This window comes from Capnocytophaga sp. oral taxon 335 str. F0486 (genome assembly GCF_000277665.1).
GTDB lineage: Bacteria > Bacteroidota > Bacteroidia > Flavobacteriales > Flavobacteriaceae > Capnocytophaga > Capnocytophaga ochracea.
Genome location: NZ_AKFR01000031.1, coordinates 307,229 through 332,875 on the forward strand (window position 1 = coordinate 307,229; position 25,647 = coordinate 332,875).

22 protein-coding genes are annotated in these 25,647 nt (G+C 38.9%); 15 read left to right on the forward strand and 7 right to left on the reverse strand.

Going from position 1 to position 25,647, the window contains the following annotated elements:
- Nucleotides 1–599 precede the first annotated feature (599 nt).
- The 4 genes from pepE (at nucleotide 600) to hemW (ending at nucleotide 3,718) form a co-directional block, all read left to right on the forward strand.
- Entirely contained in the window at nucleotides 600–1,292 is a 693-nt protein-coding gene (gene pepE / locus HMPREF1320_RS07505; protein ID WP_009410746.1) for a dipeptidase PepE, read from the forward strand.
- 168 nt (nucleotides 1,293–1,460) lie between these two features.
- Complete coding sequence (locus tag HMPREF1320_RS07510) at nucleotides 1,461–1,994, forward strand: hypothetical protein (protein ID WP_002672833.1); 534 nt, start codon at nucleotides 1,461–1,463, stop codon at nucleotides 1,992–1,994.
- Nucleotides 1,995–2,007: 13 nt separating this feature from the next.
- The gene (gene ruvC / locus HMPREF1320_RS07515; RefSeq protein ID WP_009418043.1) at nucleotides 2,008–2,553 is read left to right on the forward strand and encodes a crossover junction endodeoxyribonuclease RuvC; all 546 of its coding nucleotides are present in this window, start codon (nucleotides 2,008–2,010) and stop codon (nucleotides 2,551–2,553) included.
- Nucleotides 2,554–2,566: 13 nt separating this feature from the next.
- A complete protein-coding gene (gene hemW, locus HMPREF1320_RS07520) occupies nucleotides 2,567–3,718 on the forward strand; it encodes a radical SAM family heme chaperone HemW (protein WP_083835378.1) in 1,152 nt (383 codons plus the stop codon).
- On the opposite strand, the gene HMPREF1320_RS07525 is transcribed toward hemW, so the two are convergent.
- From HMPREF1320_RS07525 to HMPREF1320_RS07545, 5 genes are all read right to left on the reverse strand, one after another.
- Complete coding sequence (locus HMPREF1320_RS07525) at nucleotides 3,692–4,165, reverse strand: hypothetical protein (RefSeq protein WP_009417987.1); 474 nt, start codon at nucleotides 4,163–4,165, stop codon at nucleotides 3,692–3,694. The genes hemW and HMPREF1320_RS07525 overlap by 27 nt on opposite strands.
- Nucleotides 4,158–5,486 (reverse strand): exonuclease domain-containing protein, encoded by a 1,329-nt coding sequence (locus HMPREF1320_RS07530; RefSeq protein ID WP_009417983.1) that lies wholly within the window; start codon nucleotides 5,484–5,486, stop codon nucleotides 4,158–4,160. Before HMPREF1320_RS07530 ends, HMPREF1320_RS07525 begins: the two co-directional genes overlap by 8 nt.
- A gap of 99 nt (nucleotides 5,487–5,585) precedes the next feature.
- Nucleotides 5,586–5,933, reverse strand: a complete 348-nt coding sequence (rplS, locus tag HMPREF1320_RS07535; RefSeq protein WP_002672812.1) for a 50S ribosomal protein L19 — start codon at nucleotides 5,931–5,933, stop codon at nucleotides 5,586–5,588.
- Between the two features lie 156 nt (nucleotides 5,934–6,089).
- Entirely contained in the window at nucleotides 6,090–6,782 is a 693-nt protein-coding gene (locus HMPREF1320_RS07540; RefSeq protein ID WP_002672811.1) for an LrgB family protein, read from the reverse strand.
- Nucleotides 6,782–7,126 (reverse strand): CidA/LrgA family protein, encoded by a 345-nt coding sequence (locus tag HMPREF1320_RS07545; protein WP_009410752.1) that lies wholly within the window; start codon nucleotides 7,124–7,126, stop codon nucleotides 6,782–6,784. Before HMPREF1320_RS07545 ends, HMPREF1320_RS07540 begins: the two co-directional genes overlap by 1 nt.
- 127 nt (nucleotides 7,127–7,253) lie before the next feature.
- On the opposite strand from HMPREF1320_RS07545, the gene HMPREF1320_RS07550 reads away from it, so the two are divergent.
- Both HMPREF1320_RS07550 and HMPREF1320_RS07555 read left to right on the forward strand, forming a co-directional pair.
- Nucleotides 7,254–8,219, forward strand: a complete 966-nt coding sequence (locus HMPREF1320_RS07550) for a hypothetical protein (RefSeq protein WP_002672807.1) — start codon at nucleotides 7,254–7,256, stop codon at nucleotides 8,217–8,219.
- Between the two features lie 130 nt (nucleotides 8,220–8,349).
- Nucleotides 8,350–10,770 carry a glycosyl hydrolase family 95 catalytic domain-containing protein gene (locus tag HMPREF1320_RS07555; protein ID WP_410470256.1) on the forward strand — a complete coding sequence of 807 codons (2,421 nt, stop codon included), beginning with the start codon at nucleotides 8,350–8,352 and terminating at the stop codon, nucleotides 10,768–10,770.
- Nucleotides 10,771–11,038: 268 nt separating this feature from the next.
- Here the strand turns inward: HMPREF1320_RS07555 and HMPREF1320_RS07560 are convergent, their stop codons facing one another.
- The gene (locus tag HMPREF1320_RS07560) at nucleotides 11,039–12,298 is read right to left on the reverse strand and encodes a M64 family metallopeptidase (protein WP_009418010.1); all 1,260 of its coding nucleotides are present in this window, start codon (nucleotides 12,296–12,298) and stop codon (nucleotides 11,039–11,041) included.
- Nucleotides 12,299–12,608: 310 nt separating this feature from the next.
- Here HMPREF1320_RS07560 and HMPREF1320_RS07565 point away from each other — a divergent pair, with 310 nt between their 5' ends.
- From HMPREF1320_RS07565 to HMPREF1320_RS07590, 6 genes are read left to right on the forward strand one after another with little or no spacing between them, the layout of a single operon-like run.
- Nucleotides 12,609–13,646, forward strand: a complete 1,038-nt coding sequence (locus HMPREF1320_RS07565; RefSeq protein WP_009417977.1) for a glycosyltransferase family 9 protein — start codon at nucleotides 12,609–12,611, stop codon at nucleotides 13,644–13,646.
- Nucleotides 13,647–13,655: 9 nt separating this feature from the next.
- Complete coding sequence (locus HMPREF1320_RS07570; RefSeq protein ID WP_009418150.1) at nucleotides 13,656–14,375, forward strand: head GIN domain-containing protein; 720 nt, start codon at nucleotides 13,656–13,658, stop codon at nucleotides 14,373–14,375.
- A 7-nt stretch (nucleotides 14,376–14,382) separates the two neighbouring features.
- The gene (gene aroQ / locus HMPREF1320_RS07575) at nucleotides 14,383–14,802 is read left to right on the forward strand and encodes a type II 3-dehydroquinate dehydratase (protein WP_002672802.1); all 420 of its coding nucleotides are present in this window, start codon (nucleotides 14,383–14,385) and stop codon (nucleotides 14,800–14,802) included.
- 24 nt (nucleotides 14,803–14,826) lie between these two features.
- Entirely contained in the window at nucleotides 14,827–17,622 is a 2,796-nt protein-coding gene (locus tag HMPREF1320_RS07580; RefSeq protein WP_009418095.1) for an AsmA family protein, read from the forward strand.
- Entirely contained in the window at nucleotides 17,579–18,103 is a 525-nt protein-coding gene (locus HMPREF1320_RS07585) for a methylated-DNA--[protein]-cysteine S-methyltransferase (protein WP_002672798.1), read from the forward strand. Before HMPREF1320_RS07580 ends, HMPREF1320_RS07585 begins: the two co-directional genes overlap by 44 nt.
- Before the next feature lie 13 nt (nucleotides 18,104–18,116).
- Nucleotides 18,117–19,061, forward strand: a complete 945-nt coding sequence (locus tag HMPREF1320_RS07590; RefSeq protein WP_009417969.1) for a GSCFA domain-containing protein — start codon at nucleotides 18,117–18,119, stop codon at nucleotides 19,059–19,061.
- Nucleotides 19,062–19,118: 57 nt separating this feature from the next.
- Here HMPREF1320_RS07590 and HMPREF1320_RS07595 read toward each other — a convergent pair whose 3' ends face one another.
- On the reverse strand, nucleotides 19,119–21,458 hold the full coding sequence (locus tag HMPREF1320_RS07595) for a beta-N-acetylhexosaminidase (protein ID WP_009418044.1): 2,340 nt from the start codon (nucleotides 21,456–21,458) through the stop codon (nucleotides 19,119–19,121).
- 445 nt (nucleotides 21,459–21,903) lie between these two features.
- Here HMPREF1320_RS07595 and pdhA point away from each other — a divergent pair, with 445 nt between their 5' ends.
- The 3 genes from pdhA (at nucleotide 21,904) to sucD (ending at nucleotide 25,644) form a co-directional block, all read left to right on the forward strand.
- Nucleotides 21,904–22,902 carry a pyruvate dehydrogenase (acetyl-transferring) E1 component subunit alpha gene (gene pdhA, locus HMPREF1320_RS07600; RefSeq protein WP_002672792.1) on the forward strand — a complete coding sequence of 333 codons (999 nt, stop codon included), beginning with the start codon at nucleotides 21,904–21,906 and terminating at the stop codon, nucleotides 22,900–22,902.
- Nucleotides 22,903–22,937: 35 nt separating this feature from the next.
- Nucleotides 22,938–24,554: a pyruvate dehydrogenase complex dihydrolipoamide acetyltransferase gene (locus HMPREF1320_RS07605; RefSeq protein ID WP_009417908.1), complete on the forward strand. Its 1,617-nt coding sequence runs from the start codon at nucleotides 22,938–22,940 to the stop codon at nucleotides 24,552–24,554.
- A 214-nt stretch (nucleotides 24,555–24,768) separates the two neighbouring features.
- Nucleotides 24,769–25,644, forward strand: a complete 876-nt coding sequence (gene sucD, locus HMPREF1320_RS07610; RefSeq protein WP_002672787.1) for a succinate--CoA ligase subunit alpha — start codon at nucleotides 24,769–24,771, stop codon at nucleotides 25,642–25,644.
- Nucleotides 25,645–25,647: the final 3 nt, after the last annotated feature.

Consider the following 25,647-nt stretch of genomic DNA (forward strand, 5'->3'; position numbering starts at 1 on the left):
GAAATGAGGAAATGAGGAAATAGGTAGTGATAAGAATGTTTTTTTGACAGGTCTGACTTGTCGGACAAATCGGGCTGGTTAGGGTTTTCGGAAGGAAACGAAATTTTTCAGAAGGAGACTATGAGGGCTTTTGATGAAAAAAGGCTGAGAGGAAGGTGGGGTTAGCTTATAGAGAGCTTATAGGAAGCTTATACGAATCTTGGACGATTGGTATAGAAAGGGTATATAAATAATTGATTAATAGTGTAATACAATAAGGCTAAAAATGTTAAAAACGGGGTTTCGAGGCGAAAGAAAAGAGAAGAGGCACTAGGCCTTAGGCCATAGGCACTAGGAGATAACATCCCCCTTTACACATACCCAGCTGTCGCTGGCTACCTTCAAAGGGGGAGTGTGGTGACGGAAAAGCGGAGGAAAACTCCCCCTTCTTACATACTCTGCTCTCGCGGTGCACATACCCAGCTATTGCTGTCTACCTCAGAGAGGGAGAATGTGGCGAAGGAAAAGTAAAGGTAAAGTGGAGGTAAAATAAAAGAGGAAGGGATACAAGCTATTTGATTTTTTATTATCTTTGCGTGTTATAACTAAATAAAACAGTGATGAAAAGAATATTATTAGCGAGTACTTCTACTGTATATGGGGGTACTTATCTTTCTTATTTACAAGATGAATTGATTGATTTCTTTACAGGAATTGACGAAATATTGTTTGTGCCTTATGCACGCCCCAGTGGTATTACGCACGATGAATATACTCAGATTGCGCAACAGTTTTTCAATAGGGTAGGGAAGAGGATAGTGGGCTTACACACATTCGCTGACCCTAAAAAGGCTATTAGGCAGGCAAAAGCGATTTTTACAGGCGGAGGTAATACCTTCGTGCTGGTGAATCAGTTGTACGGATTGGAAGTGATGGACGTATTGCGTGAAGCAGTAGAAAATGGGACGCTTTATATGGGAACAAGCGCAGGGAGTAATATCGCTGGACAGACAATGCAGACTACTAATGATATGCCTATTGTTTACCCGCCTTCGTTTAAAACCTTAGGGCTTGTGCCTTTTAATATCAACCCTCATTACCTTGACCCAGACCCCCAAAGTAAACACAAGGGAGAAACTCGCGAAACGCGAATTAAGGAATTCCACGTTTTTAACGATACTCCTGTGATAGGTTTGCGCGAAGGTAGTTGGCTACGTGTGGAAGATGAGAAGGTTAGCCTTAAAGGCGATTTGACGGCTAGAATCTTCCTAAAAGGGCAAGAACCTTACGAAAGTACGGAAATTTTGTTGTAGGCAAAGGAAGGAATGTACTACACTTATAATCAGATTGTTATATAATAGGTTTGACGAAAAAGAAGATTAGAAGGGAATATTTTTACGAAGAAAAAGTGTTATTTATTTTTGTAAATCAATTTTTTGTAATACTTTTGAGCCGTAAAAACACTTATTAGACATTTAATTATGAAATTTTACTTTTGTTTTTTAGCCTTATCATTGGCACTTGTAGCGTGTAACGACAATGGTAACCAACTCACTCCTGAGCAGAAAGAAGCAAAATTGCAACATAAGTTGGACTCGATAGCTGAAATAAAATTCTCGGAAATAGTGAAGGAAGACGTAGACTCTTATCCTATTTTTAGAGGGGTATGTGATACAGCAACGACGAAGATAGGACAGAAAGAATGTTTTGAGAGGACTTTTACAACCCTTTTTCAAGAGCGTTTGAAAAAAGCCCCTTATGAAGTAACAGAGCCTGTTACTGACCGTGTATTACTGAATATAAAGGTGGATAATACAGGTAAAATAGTGCTTATAGATATAGAAGCCAATGATAAGACAAAAGAATTACTAAGTACTGATAGTGAAACCTTTGAAGACTCATTACGCGCTAATTTATCGGCGCTCTCAGAGCAAGATGCTATCGTACCAGCTACCAAGAACGGACTGAACGTGAGTACGCAATTTAATTTGCCTATTGAAATTAACGTTAAATAATTGGTCGTAGCTTTTGGAACGCATTATTTTAGGTATCGACCCAGGCACTACTATTATGGGGTTTGGGCTTATTCAGGTGGAAAGAGATACTATGAAGCTCTTACAGCTGAATGAGCTTCGACTTAGTAAATACAGCAATCACTACTTAAAACTAAGTGTGATTTTTAATCGCACTTTGGAGCTAATAGATACCTATAAGCCTGATGAATTGGCTATTGAGGCGCCCTTCTTTGGCAAGAATGTACAATCGATGTTGAAACTCGGAAGAGCGCAGGGAGTGGCGATGGCAGCGGGGCTATCGCGTGAAATTCCTATTACTGAATACGAACCTAAAAAGGTGAAAATGGCTATTACGGGTAATGGTAGTGCCTCCAAGGAACAAGTAGCCAAAATGCTTCAGCAACTTCTGAATATAAAAGAACTCCCCAAACACTTTGACGCAACCGACGGTCTGGCGGTGGCTGTTTGTCACTTTTTTAACGGTGGCAAGTCGCAAAAACAACAAAGTTATAGTGGTTGGGACGCTTTTGTAAAACAAAATCAAGACCGTATAGGTTAAAAAATACTTCATTTTGTATAGCTTATACATTCATATTCCCTTTTGTAGGCGTGCTTGTTATTATTGTGATTTCCATTTTTCGACTACTCTGAAAAGAAAAGGAGAAATGGTAAATGCCCTTTGTGAGGAACTCATTTTGCGCAAAGGGGAAGCCGTAGGTAGTGAGTTACAGACAATCTACTTAGGAGGAGGGACGCCCAGTATCCTTTCGTATGAGGAATTACAACAGCTTTTTCGCACTATCTTCACACATTACAAGGTAAATACCACAGCTGAAATTACCTTAGAAGCTAATCCTGATGACTTTTTTAGAGCTACTTCTCCCGAGCAATTTTTGAAACAATTACGCTCTTTGGGTATCAATAGGCTCAGTTTAGGAGTGCAGTCGTTTTTTGAAGAGGACTTGCGATTGATGAACAGAGTGCATACGGTAAGCCAAGTAGAGACTTTATTACAGATAGCTCCACAGTATTTTAATAATATCACGATTGATTTGATTTACGGCATTCCCCAAATGAGTGAGGAACGCTGGCAGGAGAATATCAATAAGGCACTGTCTTTCGATATTCCGCATATCTCAGCCTATGCGCTTACGGTAGAAGAAAAAACAGCTTTGCACAAGTTTATTGCTACGGGTAAAATCGCACCAATAAGCGATGAGCAGGCTTACACTCACTTTCAAATGTTGATAGATACTCTGGAAGCAGAGGGTTTTATACAATACGAGTTTTCAAACTTTGGCAAAGAAGGGTATTTTAGCAGGAATAACACGGCTTATTGGTTTGGCAAGCCCTATATGGGAATAGGTCCTTCAGCCCACAGTTTTAACGGGAAGGAGCGTAGTTGGAATATTGCTCATAACATTAAGTATATACAACAAATACAGCAGGGGATTTTGCCACAGGAAAAAGAAGAACTTACCCTTAATAACCGATATAACGAACTCATCATCACGCGTATACGCACGATGGTAGGGATTGATTTAGAAGAAGTGAGAACAGTATTTGGGGAAGGTTACCGCCAATATTTGTTACAACAAGCACAGAAGTACCTTGCCGATGAGCTTTTAGTTATAGAAGAAAACCATCTGAAAGTAACGCGCAAAGGCAGATTCCTCTCAGATGGTATAGCTTCGGATTTATTTAGGGTGGATGATCTCACTTAGTGGTTTGAAGGTAGGGTTTAGATTCCCGTCGATATGGTATTCCAAAAGTAGGTCACCCCACAATTCACCATCAGTAAATTCACAAATCACCCATTTTTCATTAAGTATTCTTATTTTATTAAACAAGAACTTCCCATTGCTTTCAGATTTGATGTAAGGGTTTTTAGTGTCCTTTACGTTCATCTCCATTAAAGCATTGACAACAATTTGTGAAGGATTTTCAATTTTCAAATCTTCGAAATACTGTTGTGCTAATTCGTTTGTTTCGAGGCTGAAGTTAAGTGCTTCGATGCGTTGTTCATCGAGTTTCTTGATAGAATCGGTGAGTTTTGAAATCTTCTCAGCTGATTCTTTCATCGCTGTAACATTTGCATTGCTATCTGTTTGGTTGCAACCGGCTAAAAGGGCAAAGGCTCCTAAAAGCGTAATAAAAATTCGTTTATTCATTATGATAAGGTTTTTGTTCGCTTAGATTTAGCACTTTTACTTTGGGTTTTCGTCGTAAGTAAGCGTGCAAAAGATGACGGTTTGTTAATGAATTGGGTAAAGGAGTGATGAGGTTTTGTAACATCTCTAATTGAGTAAGCTGGAAATTCAGATTAAAGAAGGCATAGCCTTGAATATTGCCATCGACTACTAAAATAATGCTTTTCTCGCCTATTACTCTACCTTTATCTACAATAGCTACGTTTCGGTGCACAAGTCCGTATTTTGAGAGCACCTCAGAGGCGCGTGTGTTATACTCCTCAACGGTTTCGTTATTGAAATCTACTTCGTTTAAATGGTACTCTTCAGTGATTTGATTTAAAAAGTGCTGGGCTTGTTCTTTGGTTTCAAAAGTAGTGATAATTTCGTTTTGAGTGGATAATAATTCTATTGAAAAACAAAGATATCCCTTAGTATTAAAGTGAGAAGTGAGTGTATAAGTGATATTTATTTCTTTTTCAGGATTTCGCCTATTACATTTTGGGAGGTTGAGGTGTATTTCTTCTAACCTTTTTAAAGTAGCGATGAGTTCATTGCCTGTTTCTTGATAAGTAACTCGATAAGTATGACGTTGCAAGTATCTATCGCGTTTGGACGGAGAAGTGAAGAGCCTATTTACTTGTTGTTTGATATTTTTGTGTTTCCCGATGTAAATAACCTTACCTTCTTCGTTATGCATATAAAAAATCCCTAATGTTTCAGGGAGAGTGTCGAGTATTTTCAGATGACGAGAAGCCATTTCTAAACGAATATCTTGCTTGATAGAGGTAGTAATGATATCCTTTTTGGTGTCCTTTTCGAGTAGGTATTTAAAGAGTTTTAAGGTAGCCAAGGCATCACCTGAAGCACGATGCCGGTCGCTTACAGGAATACCTAAGGAGCGCACTAACTTACCTAAACTATATGATTCTTTATTGGGAATGAGTCGCTCGGAGAGTTCTACGGTGCAGAGCGTTGTACGGACAAAGTCGTATCCTAAGCGGCGAAATTCAGTTTGCAAGATGCGATAATCGAAGGCGGCATTATGACCTACGATAATGCAATCGGTGGTAATTTCGACAATGCGTTTGGCAACCTCATAGAATTTAGGAGCATTGCGCAACATTTTGTTGTTGATGCCTGTAAGTTTAGTAACGAACTCTTGAATGGGGCGTTCGGGGTTTATCAATGATATGAACTGGTCGGTTATTTCGTGCCCGTTGAACTGATAGATGGCGATATCGGTAATGCCCTCTTCATTGTATTTACCTCCTGTGGTTTCTATGTCGAGTATTGCGTACAAATGTTTAGGTGTTAGGTTTTATGGATTAGGTATTAGAAAAGAAAAAAGCAAAGAGGAAGGAAGGTCTTACTCTTTGCTTTTATAAGTTTGTTTAACTGATTAGCGAACTTCTTTAATACGGGCTTTTTTACCAGTAAGTCCTCTAAAATAGTAAATACGAGCACGTCTTACTTTACCTTTTTTGTTTACTTCAATTTTTTGAAGGGCAGGCATATTGATAGGGAAGATACGTTCTACACCTACGGTTCCTGACATTTTACGAATAGTAAAAGTAGCGGTTACGCCGTGACCTTTGCGTTGAATAACAACGCCTTTAAAAAACTGAGTACGTTTTTTATCACCTTCTTTAATCTCGTAATACACAGTGATAGTATCACCAGCCGAGAAATCGGGGAAGTCCTTTTTTTCGATAAAGTTGTCTTGTACGTACTTTAATAATGGTTCCATAAAAAATATAAATAATTATGTTATCATTGGGCAACATTCACGACTCTCGCCAGAGGTTACTCCAAATCGGGGGCAAAGGTAGTACTTTTTTTTGAATTAGCAAGATACCTATAAAAGAAAAATTTTGTAATGTGCTAATGAGATGTGATAAGTTACTTAAAAAAGCAAATGTACTACTGGGGGTGCTAATACAGCGGTAAAGATGCCGTTAAAAATCATTCCTAAACTAGCATATACTGCGTATTTTTCACTTAGGTTGAACGCCGCCATAATACCCAAAGCGTGAGAAGCGGTACCTAATGAAATGCCTTTAGCCATAGGGCTTTTGATGCGGAACCAATTCAGGAAGGTAATACCAAAAAGATTCCCTAAGAAACCAGTGGTCATTACCGCCATTACTGTAATAGGTTCAATACCATTGAGCATACGCGAGACTTCCAACGCGATAGGAGTAGTAACCGATTTAGGGGCTAATGAAATGGCGATATCGTCTTCGAGCCCTAACCATTTGGCTACCAAACAAACTGTAAGTACCCCTACTAAACTACCTACAAACTGAGAGAGCACTAAGGGTATCAGCTGTTTTCTTATCTTAGAGAGCTGTAAATAGAGAGGTACCCCTAAGGCTACAATAGAAGGTTTGAGCCAAAAATCGATATACTTACCGGCTTCTTCATATTTTTGAGGAGAAATACCAAAGATTATTAGATAAGAAATAAGCACTAAAACAGTGATTAATACTGGATTTAAAAAAACCGAATTATATTTGCGTTGCAAAAGTAATACCCCGTAATAGAGGATAAAAGTAATAGCCAAAAGGAAGGCTTCGTTTTCTACAAAAGGTTTCATTATTTTAATTTTTTACGGAAGAATTGATATACGTGACCAGTTATAACAATCACTACTACGGTACTGATGATAATAGAAAGGAAGATAGCTAAAAAGTTTTCACCTATCTGTTTAAAGTATGCCATAATGCCAATACTTGGGGGTACGAAAAACAATCCTAAATTAGAAATTAATAAATCTGAGAGAGCTTTTATAGACTGTAATTTCACCCAACCAAGCTCTAAAAATAGGGTGAGAAAGAGCATTCCTATGATACTTGAAGGAAAAGGAATGTGTGTGAGAGCAACGATGAGTTCTCCTAAGCCTAAACAGCCGAAAACGATTGCAAAATAACGTATTAACATAATAATTTTGTACTTAAAAAACGGTTGCAAAAGTACTATTTCTTTTTTTAATAGTGTTAAAAAAAATATAAAAATTTGCTTGTTATATATTTTTTTACCTACATTTGCGGAGTAAAAATCATAAGTTATGAGTAATAATTACGACAAACCTATTTTTATGGACTCAGCGTCCAATGGAACAGATGGAGGGCAATCTTATCCTTCATATCCCAATGATGATGACAGACCGAGAGGTGGTGTTTTATCGAAAATTTTAATTGCTATTTTGGCTTTGGTAGCAGGAGGCTTAGGTTATTATACCTATTCTCTTAACAAAAACAAAGAGGCAACGGAAGCAGATCTTAACTCTCAGAAAGAGCAAGTGCTTAAAGATTTGAACGCTTTGAAAGGAAGCTACGACAAAGTAGTGGACGATAACAAAAACGTGAATCAGGATTTGCTTGATGCGCGTGACAAGATTGGCAAGTACATCGATTCATTGCAGAATATGAAACTTAATGTTTCGGCATTGGCTCGTTTTAAAAACCAAGCGTTTGCTCTTGCCAAAGAGCGTGATTTCTTAATCAGAAAGAACGACTCATTGGCACGTGCTAACACTGCTATCAGAAAGGATTTAGACAGTGTGTCAGTAAAATTAGACGACACAAGTGCTAAAGCCGATTCACTTGCTCGCCAAGCCAATAGCTTGAAAAAAGTGGTAGAAGCCGGTTCTGCACTTCAAATTAGCAAACTTACAATAGAAGCTGTAAAAGGCACTAAGAACAAAATTACCGAAAGAGGTCGTGCAGCTGAGAAATTAAGAGTTTGCTTTACTGTAGGAGCTAACAGAATAGCAAAATCAGGCTCAAGATACTTCTATGTGAAAGTAGTTTCACCATCGGGAGTTACCTTAGGAGCTAACGACTCTACCTCAGAAGGAGAAAACACAGTGAATTATAGTACAGCTACTCACTTCATCTACGACAATAAGAATGTGGATGTGTGTGACTTTATCAGCAGAACAGGAAAAGAGTTTGATAAAGGCACTTATAAAGTAACTGTTTATGATGACCGCCTCAACGAAGTAGGTTCAGCAAATTTATTATTGAAATAGCAGTTTCTTAATATAAAAAATAAAAACAGTTCCATAAATAGTATGGAGCTGTTTTTTTTTGAATAATATTTGGAAGTACACTACTTGTTTTGTACTTTTGCGACATCTTAATAAAAAATATACCAATCTTATGAGGACCAACTTATTAATTATGTTATTATTTTTAGGAACGCTACTCAAAGCACAACCTCAAGATGTATCAGTAGTGTTTCATAAACCAGCAAATCATTTTACTGAAAGTATCCCTATTGGGAATGGACGTTTAGGAGCTATGCTCTTTGGAAAGACTGATGTAGATAGAATTGTACTCAATGAAATCTCGTTGTGGTCAGGAGGGACACAAGAAGCTGATGACCCTAATGCGCACAACTATCTTAAAGAAATTCAGAAATTACTTTTACAAGGGAAAAACTTAGAAGCACAAGCACTCTTACAACAGCATTTTGTAGCCAAAGGGAAAGGCTCTTGTTTGGGACAAGGTGCTAACTGTAGCTATGGTTGTTATCAAGTATTGGCAGAACTGCTTTTAGATTGGAAAACCACGTCACCGATTCAAGATTACAAACGAGTATTACGCCTTGATGAAGCAATAGCTGTTACTTTGTTTAAACGAGATAATAACTCAATAGAACAAACAGCTTTTGCTGATTTTAAAAACGATGTGATATGGGTGAAAATAAAAGCTACCTCACCGCTTAATTTAGATATTTCACTCTTCCGCAAAGAGAATGCTACGATTACCTATCAGAATAATAAAATCACTCTTAATGGTGCGTTACCCAACGATGGTAAAGAAGGAATGCACTTTGCATCGGTAGTTGATGTACAAACTGATGGAAAGATAGAGAGTACCCATAAAGCTATTGCTATACAGTCGGCAAAAGAAATTACTTTAAGGATAAGTGCTGTAACTAATTATAACTTTAACAAGGGAGGGCTTTTGGATATTTCAGTAACTAAAAAAGCTAATGAGTACTTGCAAAAAGCCCCTATGAGTTTTGATAAAGCGAAAGCTGAGAGTAGTATTGTTTTTCAGGGATTGTTTAACCGTAATCGCTGGTATGGAAAAGCGAATGCCAATACGGAAGGTCTTACTACTTTTGAGCGATTAGGACGCTTTTATAAAGGTGAGCAAGATGCTTTATTACCTATTTTGTATTATAACTTTGGACGCTATTTGCTTATCTCCTCTTCACGTGAAGGGCTTTTGCCTGCTAATTTGCAAGGTTTATGGGCTGAAGAGTATCAAACACCTTGGAATGGCGATTACCATTTAAACATCAATATACAGATGAATTATTGGCTTGCTGAGCCTACCAATTTGTCGCAGCTTACTGAACCTTTACAAAGGTTTACTAAAAACTTAGTACCCAATGGAAGCAAAACAGCGAAAGCCTATTACAATGCTAATGGTTGGGTAGCTCACGTTATTAGCAATCCTTGGTTTTATACTTCGCCAGGTGAATCGGCGACGTGGGGTTCTACTCTTACGGGAGGCGCTTGGTTATGCGAACATATTTGGCAACATTATCTCTTCACTAAAAATATTAACTTCCTAAGAGAGTATTACCCTGTGCTTAAAGAAGCTACAACCTTCTTTGAGAGTCTGCTTATTAAAGACCCCAAAACGGGTTATTGGGTAACAGCCCCTTCAAACTCTCCTGAAAATGCTTATGTATTACCAGAACTGAAAGACGGTAAAAGACAAATAGGAACTACTTGTGTGGCTCCTACTATGGATATGCAAATAGTGCGAGAACTATTTACTAATACAAGTGATGCTGCTAAGATATTAGGTTTAGACAGTAAGAAACGCACAGAGTGGGAACGTATCAGCAGAAATACAGTTCCTAATCGCATAGGTAAAAAAGGAGACCTTAACGAATGGCTTGACGATTGGGAAGATGCTGAACCACAACATAGGCACGTTTCTCATCTTTACGGCTTATACCCATATGATGAGATTACTCCTTGGGATACACCAGATTTAGCCAAAGCCGCTAAAAAGACATTAGAAATACGCGGTGATGCAGGTACGGGGTGGTCACGTGCGTGGAAGATAAACTTTTGGGCACGACTACAAGACGGCAATCACGCATTACTTTTGTTGCGCCAATTATTACACCCTGTAAACCCTAATATAACTGACGGACAAGGAGGAGGCACTTATCCTAATTTGTTTTGTGCACACCCTCCGTTTCAAATAGATGGGAACTTTGGAGGTACAGCGGGCATAGCTGAAATGCTCTTACAGAGTCACGGGAAGGGTAATGTTATTCGCTTTTTACCTGCTCTTCCTTCTCACCCCGATTGGGAAAACGGCGTTATGAAAGGTATGAGAGCTCGCAATGGTTTTGAAGTAAACTTTGAATGGCAACAATTCAAATTGGAGAAAGCTGAAATTACTTCGCTAAATGGAGGAGAATGCAGTGTGTTATTACCTGCCAATAAGAATGTTTATAGTAGAGGAAAGGCGATTGTAAAAGGAAGTAATAAAGATAAAGTGATAACGTTCAGAACAGAGAAGAACAAAACATATAATATTTATTAAAAGAGCTCAATAAAAGGAAAAGAAGCCTGTACAAAAAGTTTTGTTTTGTGAGAGCGATTTGCCAATCGCCCCTACAATATAACTAAAAGAAATTGATTATTGAGGTAATCAACTTTGCCAAAGGTGCGAGCCACACAGGCAAAAACTTTGGCAAAGTGTAGCGACCCATAAAAGAAAAATACGCACTAAGATTTTCTTAGTGCGTATTTTTTATTTGTATATCTATATCACGAGGTGAGCGTTGAGAGGGTGTTTTATGGCTTCCTCTTTATTTTGTGTAAAAGTCTACTATTTTGCGAATAGCACGTTCACACACGGGGCAGAAGCCTTTTGGTTCGTTAGATTTCATACGGCAGTCTTGTGCAGGACTGTAAATGCCTTTACTGGTGTAACCTCCTCCTTCGAAAGCACCTACAACATCTTTATATTTAGGAGTGCGAGGAGTAGGGATAGGAGTCTTCTTTTTTACCATATCCTTCCATTTGCTCTCAAAATTCACCAATGAGGTAATGTTTTCTTCCCAAGGTTCAATTTTAGTATTGTACATCTCTTGAAAAGTGGGATCCCAATCGTAGTAATATTCATCGGCGAGACCTACAAAACCGTGTCCGAACTCGTGTATGTATACCTTTTCAGAAAGGTTGTTATCAGCAGTGCCTAAATTTAAGTGATTGTAGAAACCACCGCCACCATAAGTTTCAGTATTTACTAAGATATAGAGTTGGTCGTAAGGGACTACTGAGGCAGCATCGGCTATTTCACAAATACTGTTGGTGGTGAGGTAGCGTTCTTGATTGAAGGTGTAGAAGGAAGAGTTAAATGCAGTGTTTTTAAAAATGTTCTTTCCGGGTATATCGGTACCACTTTCTTGAGAAGGTACGGCTATGGCATATACATTGAAATTGTTTTTGAGCTTATCGAAGGGGGAAATAGTAAACATATAATCGGTCATACGTTGCGCATCGGCATAGAATTTCTCGGTTTCGGCTTGGGTGTATCCTTCTGCTAAGATAGCTATATCTACTTTTTTGGAAGCCTCACCATTATACAGTATTTTCTTCACAGGGAAGGCAACGGTCTTTTCTTCTTTTATAAAATAGTCGTTAGGGTCAATCTCACGAGAAGCAATCGTTTCGAAAACACCTTCACGGTTTCGTTTATCGATGTGCAGAGACAGTTTCTTTTTAGGAAAAGGAATTTGCATAGCGTGATAAAAAAGTCGTTTTTCGGTCTTGGCTTCTTCGATTTCCTTCCACTCATCGGCGAGGGAGTTGAAGCCTTTTGAGAAGACAAGAGTTTCGCCGTCGAACAGTTGAAGGCGCAGGTTTCCTAAGTTCGGAAAAACAAGGTGAGTGTGCGAGCCTCCCCAATGAGGTTCACTTTTGAGCTGTTGAAAAATTACCTCTATACGCTGGGCATTGGCTAATAGATTAAAGTCGATTCTAAGGCTTCTGGAGCAATCGAAAACGGTATTATTTTGAGCGAAAGCGGACTGTACAATAAAAAAAACTAAAAATAAGTGTCTCATATTATAAATTTTTACTACATTTGCATATCCATTAACAATTTTCAATCTCAATTATAAGGCGAGAGTGAAGGAGGATACCATACAGAAAAATATACTATCTTATAGGTACCTTATACAAACCTTATACGAATCTTGGAAGATAGACGAAGGTATAATGAACTAATTTCGAACCTTACCTATCTATAAATCGAAGATAAGATAGAATAATATTCTATTTTCACTAAGTGAATTAGCAAAAACAACTTTATCAAAGGTATCTTTTCTATTGAGAAGCCAAAGGTACTAATAAAACTTTAAATACCAAAACAAAATGGAACATTTAGCTATTTTTAGAATGTCGGCGATGGGAGATGTAGCCATCAGTGTGCCCGTTGTAACAGCTTTTTCGGAGCAATATCCCGATGTAAAAATCACTTACCTCACGCGACCGTTATTTGCACCGATGTTTTCACATATTCCTAACTTGGAGGTATTCACTCCTGAAATTAATGGAAAACACAGTGGTTTATCGGGGCTGTACAAACTGTATAAGGAATTGATAGCAAAGGGAATTGACGGTGTGGCAGACATTCACAATGTGTTGCGCACTAATGTACTGAAATTCTATTTTAAGGGTAGCAAAATACCTTTCAAGCAAATAGACAAAGGACGTAGAGAAAAGAGAGCACTTACCAGCTATAAGTGTAAAGTTTTTGAGCCTTTAAAGCCTTCGTATGAGCGGTATGCTGATGTGTTTGCTTCTTTGGGTTTCCCGATTGACCTAAGTGAACCATATATTTTACCGCCAGAAGAACCGAGTGAAACGGTACAGAAATTGCTGTGTGAAGGAGTGCGTATAGGGGTTGCTCCGTTTGCGTCGTACATAGGTAAACAGTATCCATTTGAAAAGATGTGCGAGGTGATAACGGCACTTTCTCAACGGTATGACAGTGGCAAGATTTACATCTTTGGAGGAGGAAAAGAAGAGGAAGAGCAGGTGAGCAAAATAAACTTACCTAATGCTGAAAATATGGTAGGGAAGCTTTCGTTTAAACAAGAATTGGAGCTCATTTCGCACTTAGATATAATGATAGCAATGGACAGTGGGAATGCGCACCTATCGGCGATGTATGGAATTCCGACGCTTACCTTATGGGGAGTGACGCACCCTTATGCGGGGTTTTATCCTTATTTACAGCCGAAAGAGAATGCTCTTTTGGCAGATAGAGAGCGGTATCCACTCATTCCTACTTCGGTATATGGGAAGAAATACCCAAAAGGTTATGAGAAAGCCATAGAGACTATTACGATTGAAGAGATTATGGCGAAGACAGAAGCTATACTAAGTGACTTAACAGAAGAGAAATAATTAAAACAGATGAAATATATGAAAAGATTTATTACATTTATCCTTGTAACATTAGTTGTAGGCATAGGATACAGCCAAAAGAAGACAGAAAAAAGCAAAGAAGTTATCACCGAAGACAGAAAAGTAGCGAATTATGACGCTATAGAAGTTTCGGGAGCTTATAACCTTGTGCTTACAGAAGGAGAGGTAGGCAAAATAAAAGTGAAAGGACAGAAAGAGGTACTTTCGTATTTAGAGACCAAAGTCTCCAACAATGTGCTTTATATAAGCATTGATAGGAAATACTCACTCAAAACCTCTATCACTGTGTACGTACCTATCGACACACGTTTAAAGAGAGTAGTAGGGAAAGGAGCTGTGGATATATCTACAGAAAAGAAGTTGCAAGTGGGTTCTTTGTTAGTAAAATTAGAGGGTAGTGGAGACCTTGAAGCGTCGGTAACGGCTACTTCGCTTGATTTACAAGTGGCTGGAGCAGGAGGTATAGACATTGCAGGAGAAACCAAAAACCTAAGCATATACGTGAAAGGAGCTGGCGATGTAGATGCTGATGAGCTTAAAGCTGAAAAAGCTACTTTGCGCATAGCGGGAGCAGGAGGTATATCGGCTTATGTAACACAAGAGGTAGATGCTTCTATCGCAGGAGCAGGAGGCATTACTGTGAAAGGGAATCCGCCTGTATTTAAGAAAAGTGTGAAAGGGATAGGGCGTATTAAAATAGAAGAATAACATAGATATGAAGAAAATCATCATTATCAATGGACCGAACTTGAACCTGTTGGGCATTCGAGAGCCTTCGGTTTATGGCAATCAGACCTTTGAGGATTACCTGAAAGAACTGCATAGGAAATATACAGATATTGAATTGTATTATTTCCAGAGTAATTACGAGGGAGCACTGATAGACAAGTTACACCATATAGGTTTTGAGTATGATGGCATTATACTGAATGCAGGAGCCTATACACATACTTCCATAGCCCTTGCCGATGCGGTGGCAGCCATTACAACGCCCGTAGTAGAAGTGCACATTTCTAATACTTTTACGCGTGAAACGTTCAGGCATCAGTCGTTTTTATCGCCGGTGGTGAAGGGTGTAATAGGAGGTTTTGGCTTGAAGAGCTATGAATTGGCACTACAAAGTTTTATAGATTAAACGGATTAGGCTTTTATTGTTTTGATGAAGAAGTATATCCTCAAAAGCTTAAAGATATTGGGTGTGCTGATAGCATTGCTATTGGCATTCATTATCATTTTTCCAATGGTGTACCCTGAGTACGTAACTGAGAAAGTTAAGAAGCTCGCCAATGATAATCTGAACGGAGAAATCAACTTTTCTAAAGCTAAGTTATCTTTCTTTACCCATTTCCCATCGCTTACGCTTAACCTTGATAACTTCTTGATGAAGGGCTCTAAACCCTATGAGAATGATACGCTTGTGGCAGTAAAGCAAATTTCTTTGGGGATAGACGTAAAGGATTTGTTGTTCTCTAAGAAGATAGACATAGAGGAGATATACCTTAAAAATGCTTTTGTGCATATAAAAGTAAACAAACAAGGCGAGGCTAATTACAACGTTTACAAATCATCGGGAGAAGAAAGTACCTCGGAGAGTGATGATACACGGGTGAATTTACAACGTATTGAGCTGAGAAATACCCGACTGATATACGATGATAAATCGACAGAGATTTACCTTCAAGCCAATGGTTTTAATTACTTAGGAAAAGGAGGCTTAGAGGCTTCTATCTTCGATTTGCGTACCAAAGCAGAAATACAATCATTGGATTTTCTTTTTGCAGGGGAAACCTACTTTAAGAACAAACACGTAAACGCAGAGCTAATTACCCAGATTAATACAAATTCATTGGCTTTCATCTTTCAGCAAAACAACTTAAAGATAAACCGATTGCCTGTGGATTTTAAAGGGAAGTTGGATTTTTTGAGCAATGGATATGACATTGACTTGGAAATAGAATCTAAGGATAGCAATCTTGACGACTTCTTTACTGCTTTGCCTCCCCAATTTACACAATGGCATAAGAAAGCCACCCTTAAAGGAAAGACCGATGTGTTCTTTTCGATGAAAGGGCAATATATAGCCTCACAGAATTTGAGTCCCGATATTTATCTAAAAATGAAGGTAAGAGATGGTTATGTAGGCTATAAGGGAGTACCAGCTCCGGCTGAGAATGTGTACTTGAACATAGAAACGAGATTGCCTTCGCTGAACGTAGATAAAGTGGCAGTAAAGCTCGATTCGGTTTACTTTGATATAGGTAAGGAGTACTTCTCGGGCATTGTGAGTCTTGATGGGATAAAGCCTCCTGTAATTGATGCTAAGGTGAGAGCAAACATCAATGTGGAGAATGTGATGCACTTGATGGATATGAAGGACTTCCAACTGAAAGGAATGCTCTTGGCAAACGTGAAGAGTAAGGGTACTTATGCACCTGAACAACGATTGTTCCCTATCACGAAAGGGCTTTTGGAGTTTTCCGATGGTTATGTAAAGACGCCCTACTACCCCAATCCGGTTACTGATATTCACTTCAAAGGGAATATTGAGAACACTGATGGCTCGATGAAAACTTTGGCAGTAAATGTGTCTCCTGCGACGTTCTTGTTTGAAGGAAAGCCTTTTACGGTGAATTTATCGATGGAGAATTTCGACGATATCCGATATGATATACAAGCCAAAGGAGAGTTAGACATAGCTAAAATTTATAAAGTATTCTCACAAAAAGGCTTGGAATTAGAAGGTTATGCCAAAGCCGACCTTACCTTACAAGGCACTCAGAGCGATGCCACTAATGGGCGTTATCATCTTTTGCACAATAAGGGAGTGATAGAACTGCGTAATATCAAAACCACTACAGAATACTTGCCTAAACCGTTTATCATTCAGCAAGGGGTCTTTCACTTCAATCAAGACAATATGCACTTTACTGACTTCCGTGCTACCTATGGGAAATCGGACTTTTTGATGAACGGACGGATGAGCAACGCTATTAACTTCTTCCTATCAAACAACCAAGTGCTGAAAGGAAACTTTACGGTAAGCTCTAACTATCTTGATGTAGATGAGTTTATGTATACTTCTGCCCCTGCTCAAGAGACAAAAGAAGCGAAGGAAGCAACGGTTACCAATGATACTCCAACTGAAAAAGGGGTGGTGATTGTACCTAAACATTTTAACTTTAACTTGAATGCCAATCTTAAAAATGTAGCTTTACAAGGGCTTACTATTCACAATTTGAGAGGTAATACTCAGCTTAATAGAGGAACCTTAGCTCTGCAAAACGTCAGTTTTAATATTATAGGAGTTTCTACACAAATAGATGCTAAATACGCAGATGAAACGCCTAAACGCGCTAATTTTAGTTTTAAGATTAAAGCCAAAGACTTTGACGTGCAAAGAGCCTACAAAGAAGTGAAGATGTTCAGAGAAATGGTGGCAATGGCAAAAGATGCCAAAGGTATTATTTCATTGGATTACGCCGTAGAAGGGAAGCTAGATGATGAGATGTCACCTATTTATCCTTCAATAAAAGGAGGAGGAGTGCTATCGGTGAAGAACGTTCAACTAAAAGGGTTTAAGCTTTTTAATGTTATCAGTGATAGAACAGGTACAGACGGACTGAGAGATGCTAATCTTTCCACTATTGACATCAAGAGTAGTATAAAGAATAATCTTATCACGGTAGAGCGGTTTAAGTTTAAGGTTTCAGGGTTTAGACCACGTATAGAAGGGCAGAGTAGCTTTGACGGTAGATTGAACTTTAAGATGCGTTTGGGCTTACCACCCTTGGGGATTATTGGAATTCCTATAAAAGTAACGGGAACACAAGAAAACCCTAAAATAGGTTTAGGCAAAAAGTCCAAAGATTTAGAAGAAACGGAATACGACCCTAATAATACAGAAGCTATCAATGAAGAAGAACAAAATGGTGAAACTATACAAAAAGAGAATTAACACCCCCATAGGTGAGATGCTTGCCATAGCTACTGATGAGGCAATTTGTATGCTTGACTTTGTTGATAGTAAAAACTGGCTTAAAGACCAAGAAATACTCGTAAAGCATTACGGGGCAACACAAGTAGATGAGGATAGTTTGTTGTTATCGGAGTTGGAGAAACAATTGAGAGAGTACTTTGCCAAAGAGCGTAAAGAGTTTAGTTTGCCACTGGCTTTGGTGGGGACTTCTTTTCAAGAAGAAGTATGGAAAGTGTTACAAACTATTCCGTATGGGGAAGTGCGTTCGTATAAAGAACAGGCTACGGCTGTGGGGAATCCCAAAGGCGTGAGAGCTGTTGCTAATGCCAATGGGAAAAACCGTATTTCAATCGTTATTCCTTGTCATCGTGTTATAGGTTCAGACGGGACACTTACAGGCTATGCTAGTGGAATTGAGAGGAAGCAATTTCTGTTGGATTTAGAAAGGAGTAACGTTTAATTATTTTATCGTTATGGAATTTAGAACAATTGTACCTATACACGAGGCTACTAAAAGCATTACTTATCACTCGCAGATACTGAGTATAGGTTCTTGCTTTGCTGTGAATATGGCGCAGAAGTTTAGTTATTATAAAATTCCTGTTACGGTAAACCCTTTTGGGATACTCTTTCACCCCTTAGCTATTGAAAATGTGCTTAGCAGAGCAATAGAACACACTCCTTATGAGGCTGAAGATTTCTTTTTGCACAATGAACTTTGGCACAGTTTCGACTTTCATTCGGATATGAGTAAACCGAGTTTAGAGGAAGCTGTTCATCTTGCCAATATACAACAAACAGCACTTTATAACACACTACAAAAAGCCGATTTCTGTTTTATTACTCTTGGTACAGCTTGGGTATACATCTATAACAGTACTGATAAGATAGTGGCAAATTGTCATAAAGTGCCTCAACAACACTTCTCAAAACGACTATTATCAATAGAAGAGATAGGGGAGAGCCTTACCCATATTATAGCACTGTTGAAGAAGGTGAATAAGGACTTGCAATGTGTTTTCACTATTTCGCCTGTACGACACTTGAAAGATGGTTTTTTAGAAAACCAAGTGAGCAAAGCACATTTGTTGGTAGCACTTTATTCGGTACTTTCATCGGGGGTGTGCACTTATTTTCCAGCCTATGAGTTGCTTTTAGATGAACTTCGCGATTACCGCTTTTACGCTAATGATATGGTACACCCATCGGAGATGGCTATAGACTATATTTGGGAACGCTTAGTAGAAACCTATATAGATAAGGCTACTCAGGCAGATATGAAACAAGTAGATGCCATACAAAAAGGGTTGCAACATCGTCCGTTTAACCCTAAAACAGAGAGTTATCAGCAGTTTCAAATACAATTACGACAGAAAATAGAGGTTTTTGAGAAGAAATACCCCCATATTGAGATATAAAAAAGCTATCTAATAAGAACTATTAGATAGCTTTTTGTTTATTGTTATGTAAGCCTATTACAATACTTGAATTTCATCGATGAAGAGGAAGCCAGGTTTACCAGCTGCTCCTTGATGGAAAGAAGGAATTTTGTTTACTCCATTTATCTTCACTTTTAGATAGGTTACTTCTTTTTCAGGGAAAGAAAGAGAGTAAGTTTTTATTTCTTTGAGAGGTTCCTTAGGAAGCGCATAGTTTTCTTTAGCGAGTAAATCATAACTTTTACCGTCCTTAGACCCCGATACTTCAAAGCTAGTAGGAGGGTAAATCCAATCACCTGTTTCAATAAGAGCATTGAAGCGCACTTCTTTTACAGGAGTATTTTCTTTTAGGGTAATCACCACTTCACAAGGTGCTTCACTAAAACCTAACCATTCTCCAGAGCGTGAATTAGTACCCCCTTTTCTACCATCAACTAAGGTAATAGCGCCCCCAAAAGTATAGTTGTAACTAGGTTTACTGAGAAACTCAATAGGGCGTACGGTTGCTTTGTTGAAAAGGAACTGTTGTTCGAAGCTACTTTCGGTTTCTTGACCGAATACTTTAGCTTTTAGATGGGTATCTTGGGTGAGTTTTAAAGGTTCTTTATACACGTTAGAACTTTTAGTAGGTTCACTCCCATCGGTAGTGTAATAGATAGGTGTATCTTGTAAACAAGAGAATGTTACTTGTATATCACCTACCTCAGGTTTTACTTCGGCACGAAGGTCGAATATGTGTTTAGCATAGTTATAACCTTCTAACTGGTAGATAGGAAGTAAGCGCATTAAGCGTTGTAAAAACTGATTGTAGTCTTTAGGTTTTGAAGGGTCTTCCCATTGTACTTCGGCTAAGGCTGCAAAACGAGGCAATACCATATATTGTACGTGTTTGAAAGTCTTGATATACTCTGTCCAAACATTGGCTTGTACTCCTAAGATGTGTTTTTGTTGCTCTTTATTAAGTGCATCGGGGTAAGGATTGAAAGAGTAAACACGTTCTACCGGTACATAACCACCAATAGCAAGAGGTTCTTTATCGGTTTTATCTGTTTGATAATAGTCGAAGTAGCAATAAGAAACAGGGGTCATAATAGCATCGTGGTTAGACTTGGCTGCTTCTATAGCGCCCCCGATGCCTCTCCAAGACATTACAGTAGCATTAGGAGCTAAACCTCCTTCAAGGATTTCGTCCCAACCAATGATTTTGCGACCTTTTTTAGCTAATACATCTTCGGCGAATGTAATTATGTGACTTTGTAAGTATTCTTCGGCTGTGTGTTTAGCATCACCTTTAATACCTAACTCTTTTATCTTAGCTTGGCATTTAGGGCATTTCTTCCAGCTATCTTTAGGACATTCGTCACCTCCTATATGGATATATTCTGAAGGGAATACTTCAGTTACTTCTTCTAATATATTTTTAATGAAATCATAAGTTTCGGGGTTGCCAGCACAAAGTACATCTTCGGCTATGCCCCAAGTTTCTCTTACTTTATAAGGGCCTCCTGTACAGCCTAATTGTGGATAAGTAGCCAAAGCAGCAACCATATGTCCTGGGAGGTCTATCTCAGGAATAACGGTAATATTGCGGTCGGCGGCATATTTTACAATGTCTTTCATTTCTTGCTGAGTATAGAAGCCTCCGTGAGGTTTACCATCGAAGGTGTCCCACTGTTTGTTTACCATAGTTTGGCTACGAGTGCTTCCTACCACAGTAAGTTCGGGGTATTTTTTAGATTCAAAACGCCAACCTTGATCATCGGTGAGATGCCAGTGGAATTTATTGATATTGTGGAGTGCTAACATATCGATATAAATGCGCACAGAGTCGGCAGTAAAAAAGTGACGGGCACTATCTAAATGTGCACCACGATATGCGAAATAGGGTTTATCGGTTATTTCTTTGGCAGGGAAGATGACTTTGCCTACTTTTTGTACCGGAATGGATTTTCTCAAGAGTTGTACTCCATAGAAAGTACCCGCTTTAGAAGCTCCATTTACAGTAATATTCTTTGCATTCACCACTACTTGGTAAGCCTCTTTGTTGTTGTTTTGGTAATTTTGCAACAAGGCAATAGTGTTGGTCTCATTGTTTTGATTAGGAGCGATATTCACTTCAATTCCTGCTTGTTTTTTGATATACTCTTGCAAGAATCCAGCGTACTGCTGTAAAGAAGCATCACCTTCTGGATAGGTGATTTTGGTATCAGCCGTAAGTACGAAAGGTTTATCGGCATCAGCTTGGGGAGTGGTAATCATTTCGGGTAGTGGAATTACCTCATAATTAGCAGTACTCTCTCCTTGATTGTTTGTAGTTGATTTACACGAAATAATCGTTATCAATAACAAAAGTGCGGAAGTTAATTTTATCTTCATTACATTTAAAATTTGAATTAATGGGACAAAGGTATAAAATTTTTTTTGAATATTTTTTGGTTAGGTGATATTTTTTTTGCACCTTTGCAAATATTTTTAGAAAGTGATTTAAAACTGCTCAGAAAGCTAAGAGGTAAAAGCTAAAAAGTTTAATACCATAATGCCAAAAATGCCAATAATACCAAGTTAATGACGGTGTGAGCCACACGGGCAGATAGTGCGAGCCGCACAAGCAGATAAAGGAAAGACGAACAAAAGACGAACAAAAGACGAACAAAAGACGAACAAAAGACGAACAAAAGACGAACAAAAGACGGTGCGAGCCACACGGGCAGATAAAGGAAAGACGAAGGAAGAGTCAATTTAAGAGGGACTCATAGCGGAACATAATAGAAAATATACTATTGTAAGAATACTAATAGACTTTTATATACATCAAAAACCAATGAAAAAATTTGATAAAGAAGTGTACCTAAAATGGTACGAGGATATGCTTTTTTGGAGGAAATTTGAAGATAAACTCGCTGCAGTTTATATTCAACAAAAAGTAAGGGGGTTCTTGCACCTATACAACGGTCAAGAAGCGGTAGCTGCAGGTTGTTTGCACGCTATTGACCCTACCAAAGACAAAATGATTACTTCTTACCGTTGCCACGTACACCCTATAGGTTTGGGTGTAGACCCTAAACGTATTATGGCTGAATTGTACGGTAAAGGTACAGGTACTTCTCACGGTTTAGGAGGCTCTATGCACATCTTTTCGAAAGAACATCACTTCTATGGTGGTCACGGTATCGTAGGAGGACAGATTGCATTGGGTGCTGGTTTGGCTTTTGCCGATAAGTACTTCAATAGAGAGGCGGTTACACTTACCTTTATGGGTGATGGTGCGGTGCGTCAAGGAGCTTTTCACGAAACAATGAATATGGCTATGTTGTGGAAATTGCCTGTGGTTTTTATTGTAGAAAACAATCACTACGCAATGGGTACATCGGTGGAAAGAACTGCTAACCACGTGGATATTTGGAAGCTCGGGTTGGGTTACCAAATGCCTTGCCAACCCGTAGATGGTATGCACCCTGAAACAGTAGCCGAAGCGGTGTATGAAGCAGTAGAACGCGCTCGCCGTGGAGAAGGACCAACTTTGCTTGACATTCGTACTTATCGTTATCGTGGACACTCAATGTCGGATGCGCAACACTACCGTACTAAAGAAGAGGTGGAAGAGTACAAAAAACAAGACCCAATCACCAATGTACTTGCGGTTATCAAAGAGAAGAAATATGCTACCGATGCTGAGTTAGAAGCTATCGACGAACGTGTGAAAGAACGTGTGGCTGAGTGTGAGAAATTTGCAGAAGAATCACCTTATCCAGAAACACATATTATGTATGATGTGGTTTACGACCAAGAAAATTACCCTTTCTTGCCCAGTAGATTATAATAAAAAGGAAACACTAATTAAATATAACAACATAAATGGCAGAAATTATTACTATGCCACGCTTGAGCGACACTATGGAAGAGGGTGTTGTAGCAAAGTGGCTTAAAAAAGTAGGCGATAAAGTAAATGAAGGCGATATCTTAGCAGAAATCGAGACGGATAAAGCTACGATGGAATTTGAATCATTCCATACAGGAACCTTATTGTATATAGGTTTAAAAGAAGGAGAAAGTGCTAAAGTAGATACCTTATTGGCTATCATAGGTAAAGAGGGTGAAGATATTTCGGCACTTATAGCTGGAGGAGCTCAAGCATCGGCTCCTAAAGCTGAAGAAGCAAAACCTGTTGCTGAGGTAACTACGGCTCCTGTTGCTGGTGCTACTATACCAGCAGGAGTAGAAGTGGTAACAATGCCTCGACTCAGTGATACAATGACGGAAGGTACTGTGGCTTCTTGGCTCAAAAAGGTAGGTGATACTGTAAAAGAAGGTGATATCTTAGCTGAAATTGAAACCGATAAGGCTACAATGGAGTTTGAATCATTTTATTCAGGTACTTTATTGTATATAGGTTTAAAAGAAGGAGAAAGTGCAGCAGTAGATTCATTATTGGCGATTATAGGCCCTGCGGGTACTGATGTGAACGCAGTTTTGGCAGCCGTGAAAGCTGGTGGAGCTTCAACTTCGGCTCCTGCAACTCCTAAGGCTGAAAGCAAACCGGCTGAAACAGCCACATCAGCTACTACTTCGGTAGCTAATGCAAACGACCGCGTATTTGCTTCTCCTTTGGCTAAGAAAATAGCACAAGATAAAGGTATTAACCTTACTGAGGTGAAAGGAACAGGTGAAAACGGACGTATTGTAAAGAAAGACGTAGAAAACTTTACACCAAGTGCTAAGGTTGCTACGGCTACTACGGCTACACCTGCAACCGCTAGCGCAGCTATCCCAACTGTAATTCCTGTGGGAGTGGAAGTAACTGAAGAGGTGAAAAACTCACAAATGCGTAAAACGATTGCGAAACGTTTGGCAGAGTCTAAATTCACTGCACCTCACTACTATTTGGCAATAGAAATTGATATGGATAACGCGATGGAATCTCGCGCTCAAATCAACAATTTGCCAGACACCAAAATATCTTTCAACGATATGGTAGTGAAAGCCTGCGCAATGGCACTTAAAAAACACCCTCAAGTAAATACTTCTTGGAAAGGCGATACAACCCTTTACAACAAGCACGTGAATGTAGGGGTGGCTGTGGCTATTGAAGATGGCTTGGTAGTACCTGTTATCAAGTTTACGGATACTTTAACGCTTACTCAAATAGGCGCCTTGGTAAAAGACTTGGCTGGTAAGGCACGCAACAAGAAACTTACTCCTGCCGAAATGGAAGGAAGCACTTTCACTGTGTCTAACTTGGGTATGTTTGGGGTAGATGTATTTACTTCTATCATCAATCAGCCTAACTCTGCTATTCTTTCAGTAGGAGCTATTGTTGAGAAACCTGTAGTGAAAAACGGACAAATAGTAGTAGGTCACACTATGCAAGTAACTCTTGCTTGCGACCACCGTACTATCGATGGGGCTACTGGAGCTCAATTCTTACAAACACTCAAAGCTTATATTGAGAATCCTGTAACAATGCTCGCATAACGAGTGTTGAGGACAGCATATTACAAAAGGGTTGCCTATGTGGGTAGCCCTTTTTTGTTATAGGAATAGATGAAAAAAGTAATAATGCAATAGATTGATAATTAATGTAATAAAAAGAAGAAGGTAAAATAATAATCGATTTCTTTACGAAAGATTTTGAAACAATAGAAGTTTTATTTATCTTTGCTACAATAAAACAAAAAAAATAATTGCAATGAGTGTATTAGTTAATAAGAATTCAAAAGTAATAGTACAAGGTTTCACAGGAAGCGAAGGTACTTTTCACGCTGAACAAATGATTGCATATGGCACTAATGTGGTAGGAGGAATTACCCCTAATAAAGGAGGGCAAACACATTTAGGGAAGCCAGTGTTTAACACGGTAGCTGATGCTGTGAAGGCAACAGGAGCTGATGTATCTATTATTTTTGTACCACCCGCTTTTGCAGCTGATGCTATTATGGAAGCTGCTGATGCAGGGATAAAAGTAATTATTACTATTACAGAAGGGATTCCGGTAGCTGATATGGTGAAAGTAGCAGCCTACATAAAGAATAGAGATTGCCGTTTGGTAGGTCCTAACTGTCCAGGAGTGATTACTCCTGAAGAAGCAAAAGTAGGCATTATGCCAGGTTTTATCTTTAAGAAAGGACACGTGGGGATAGTTTCGAAATCAGGGACACTTACTTATGAGGCAGCTGACCAAATTGTAAGACAAGGATTAGGGATTACCACAGCTATTGGTATTGGAGGAGACCCTATTATTGGTACTACTACTAAGGAGGCTGTAGAATTATTGATGAATGACCCAGAAACTCATTGTATTGTGATGATAGGTGAAATAGGTGGACAGTTAGAGCCAGAAGCAGCCCGATGGATAAAAGCCAATGGTAATAAAAAGCCTGTAGTTAGTTTTATAGCAGGTGAAACAGCTCCTAAAGGAAGAACAATGGGACACGCCGGGGCTATAGTAGGAGGTGCTGATGATACTGCTGAAGCTAAAAAACGTATTTTACGCGAATGTGGTGTTCACGTAGTAGATTCGCCTGCTAAAATAGGGGAGAAGGTAGCTGAAATAATGAAAAAATAGCAT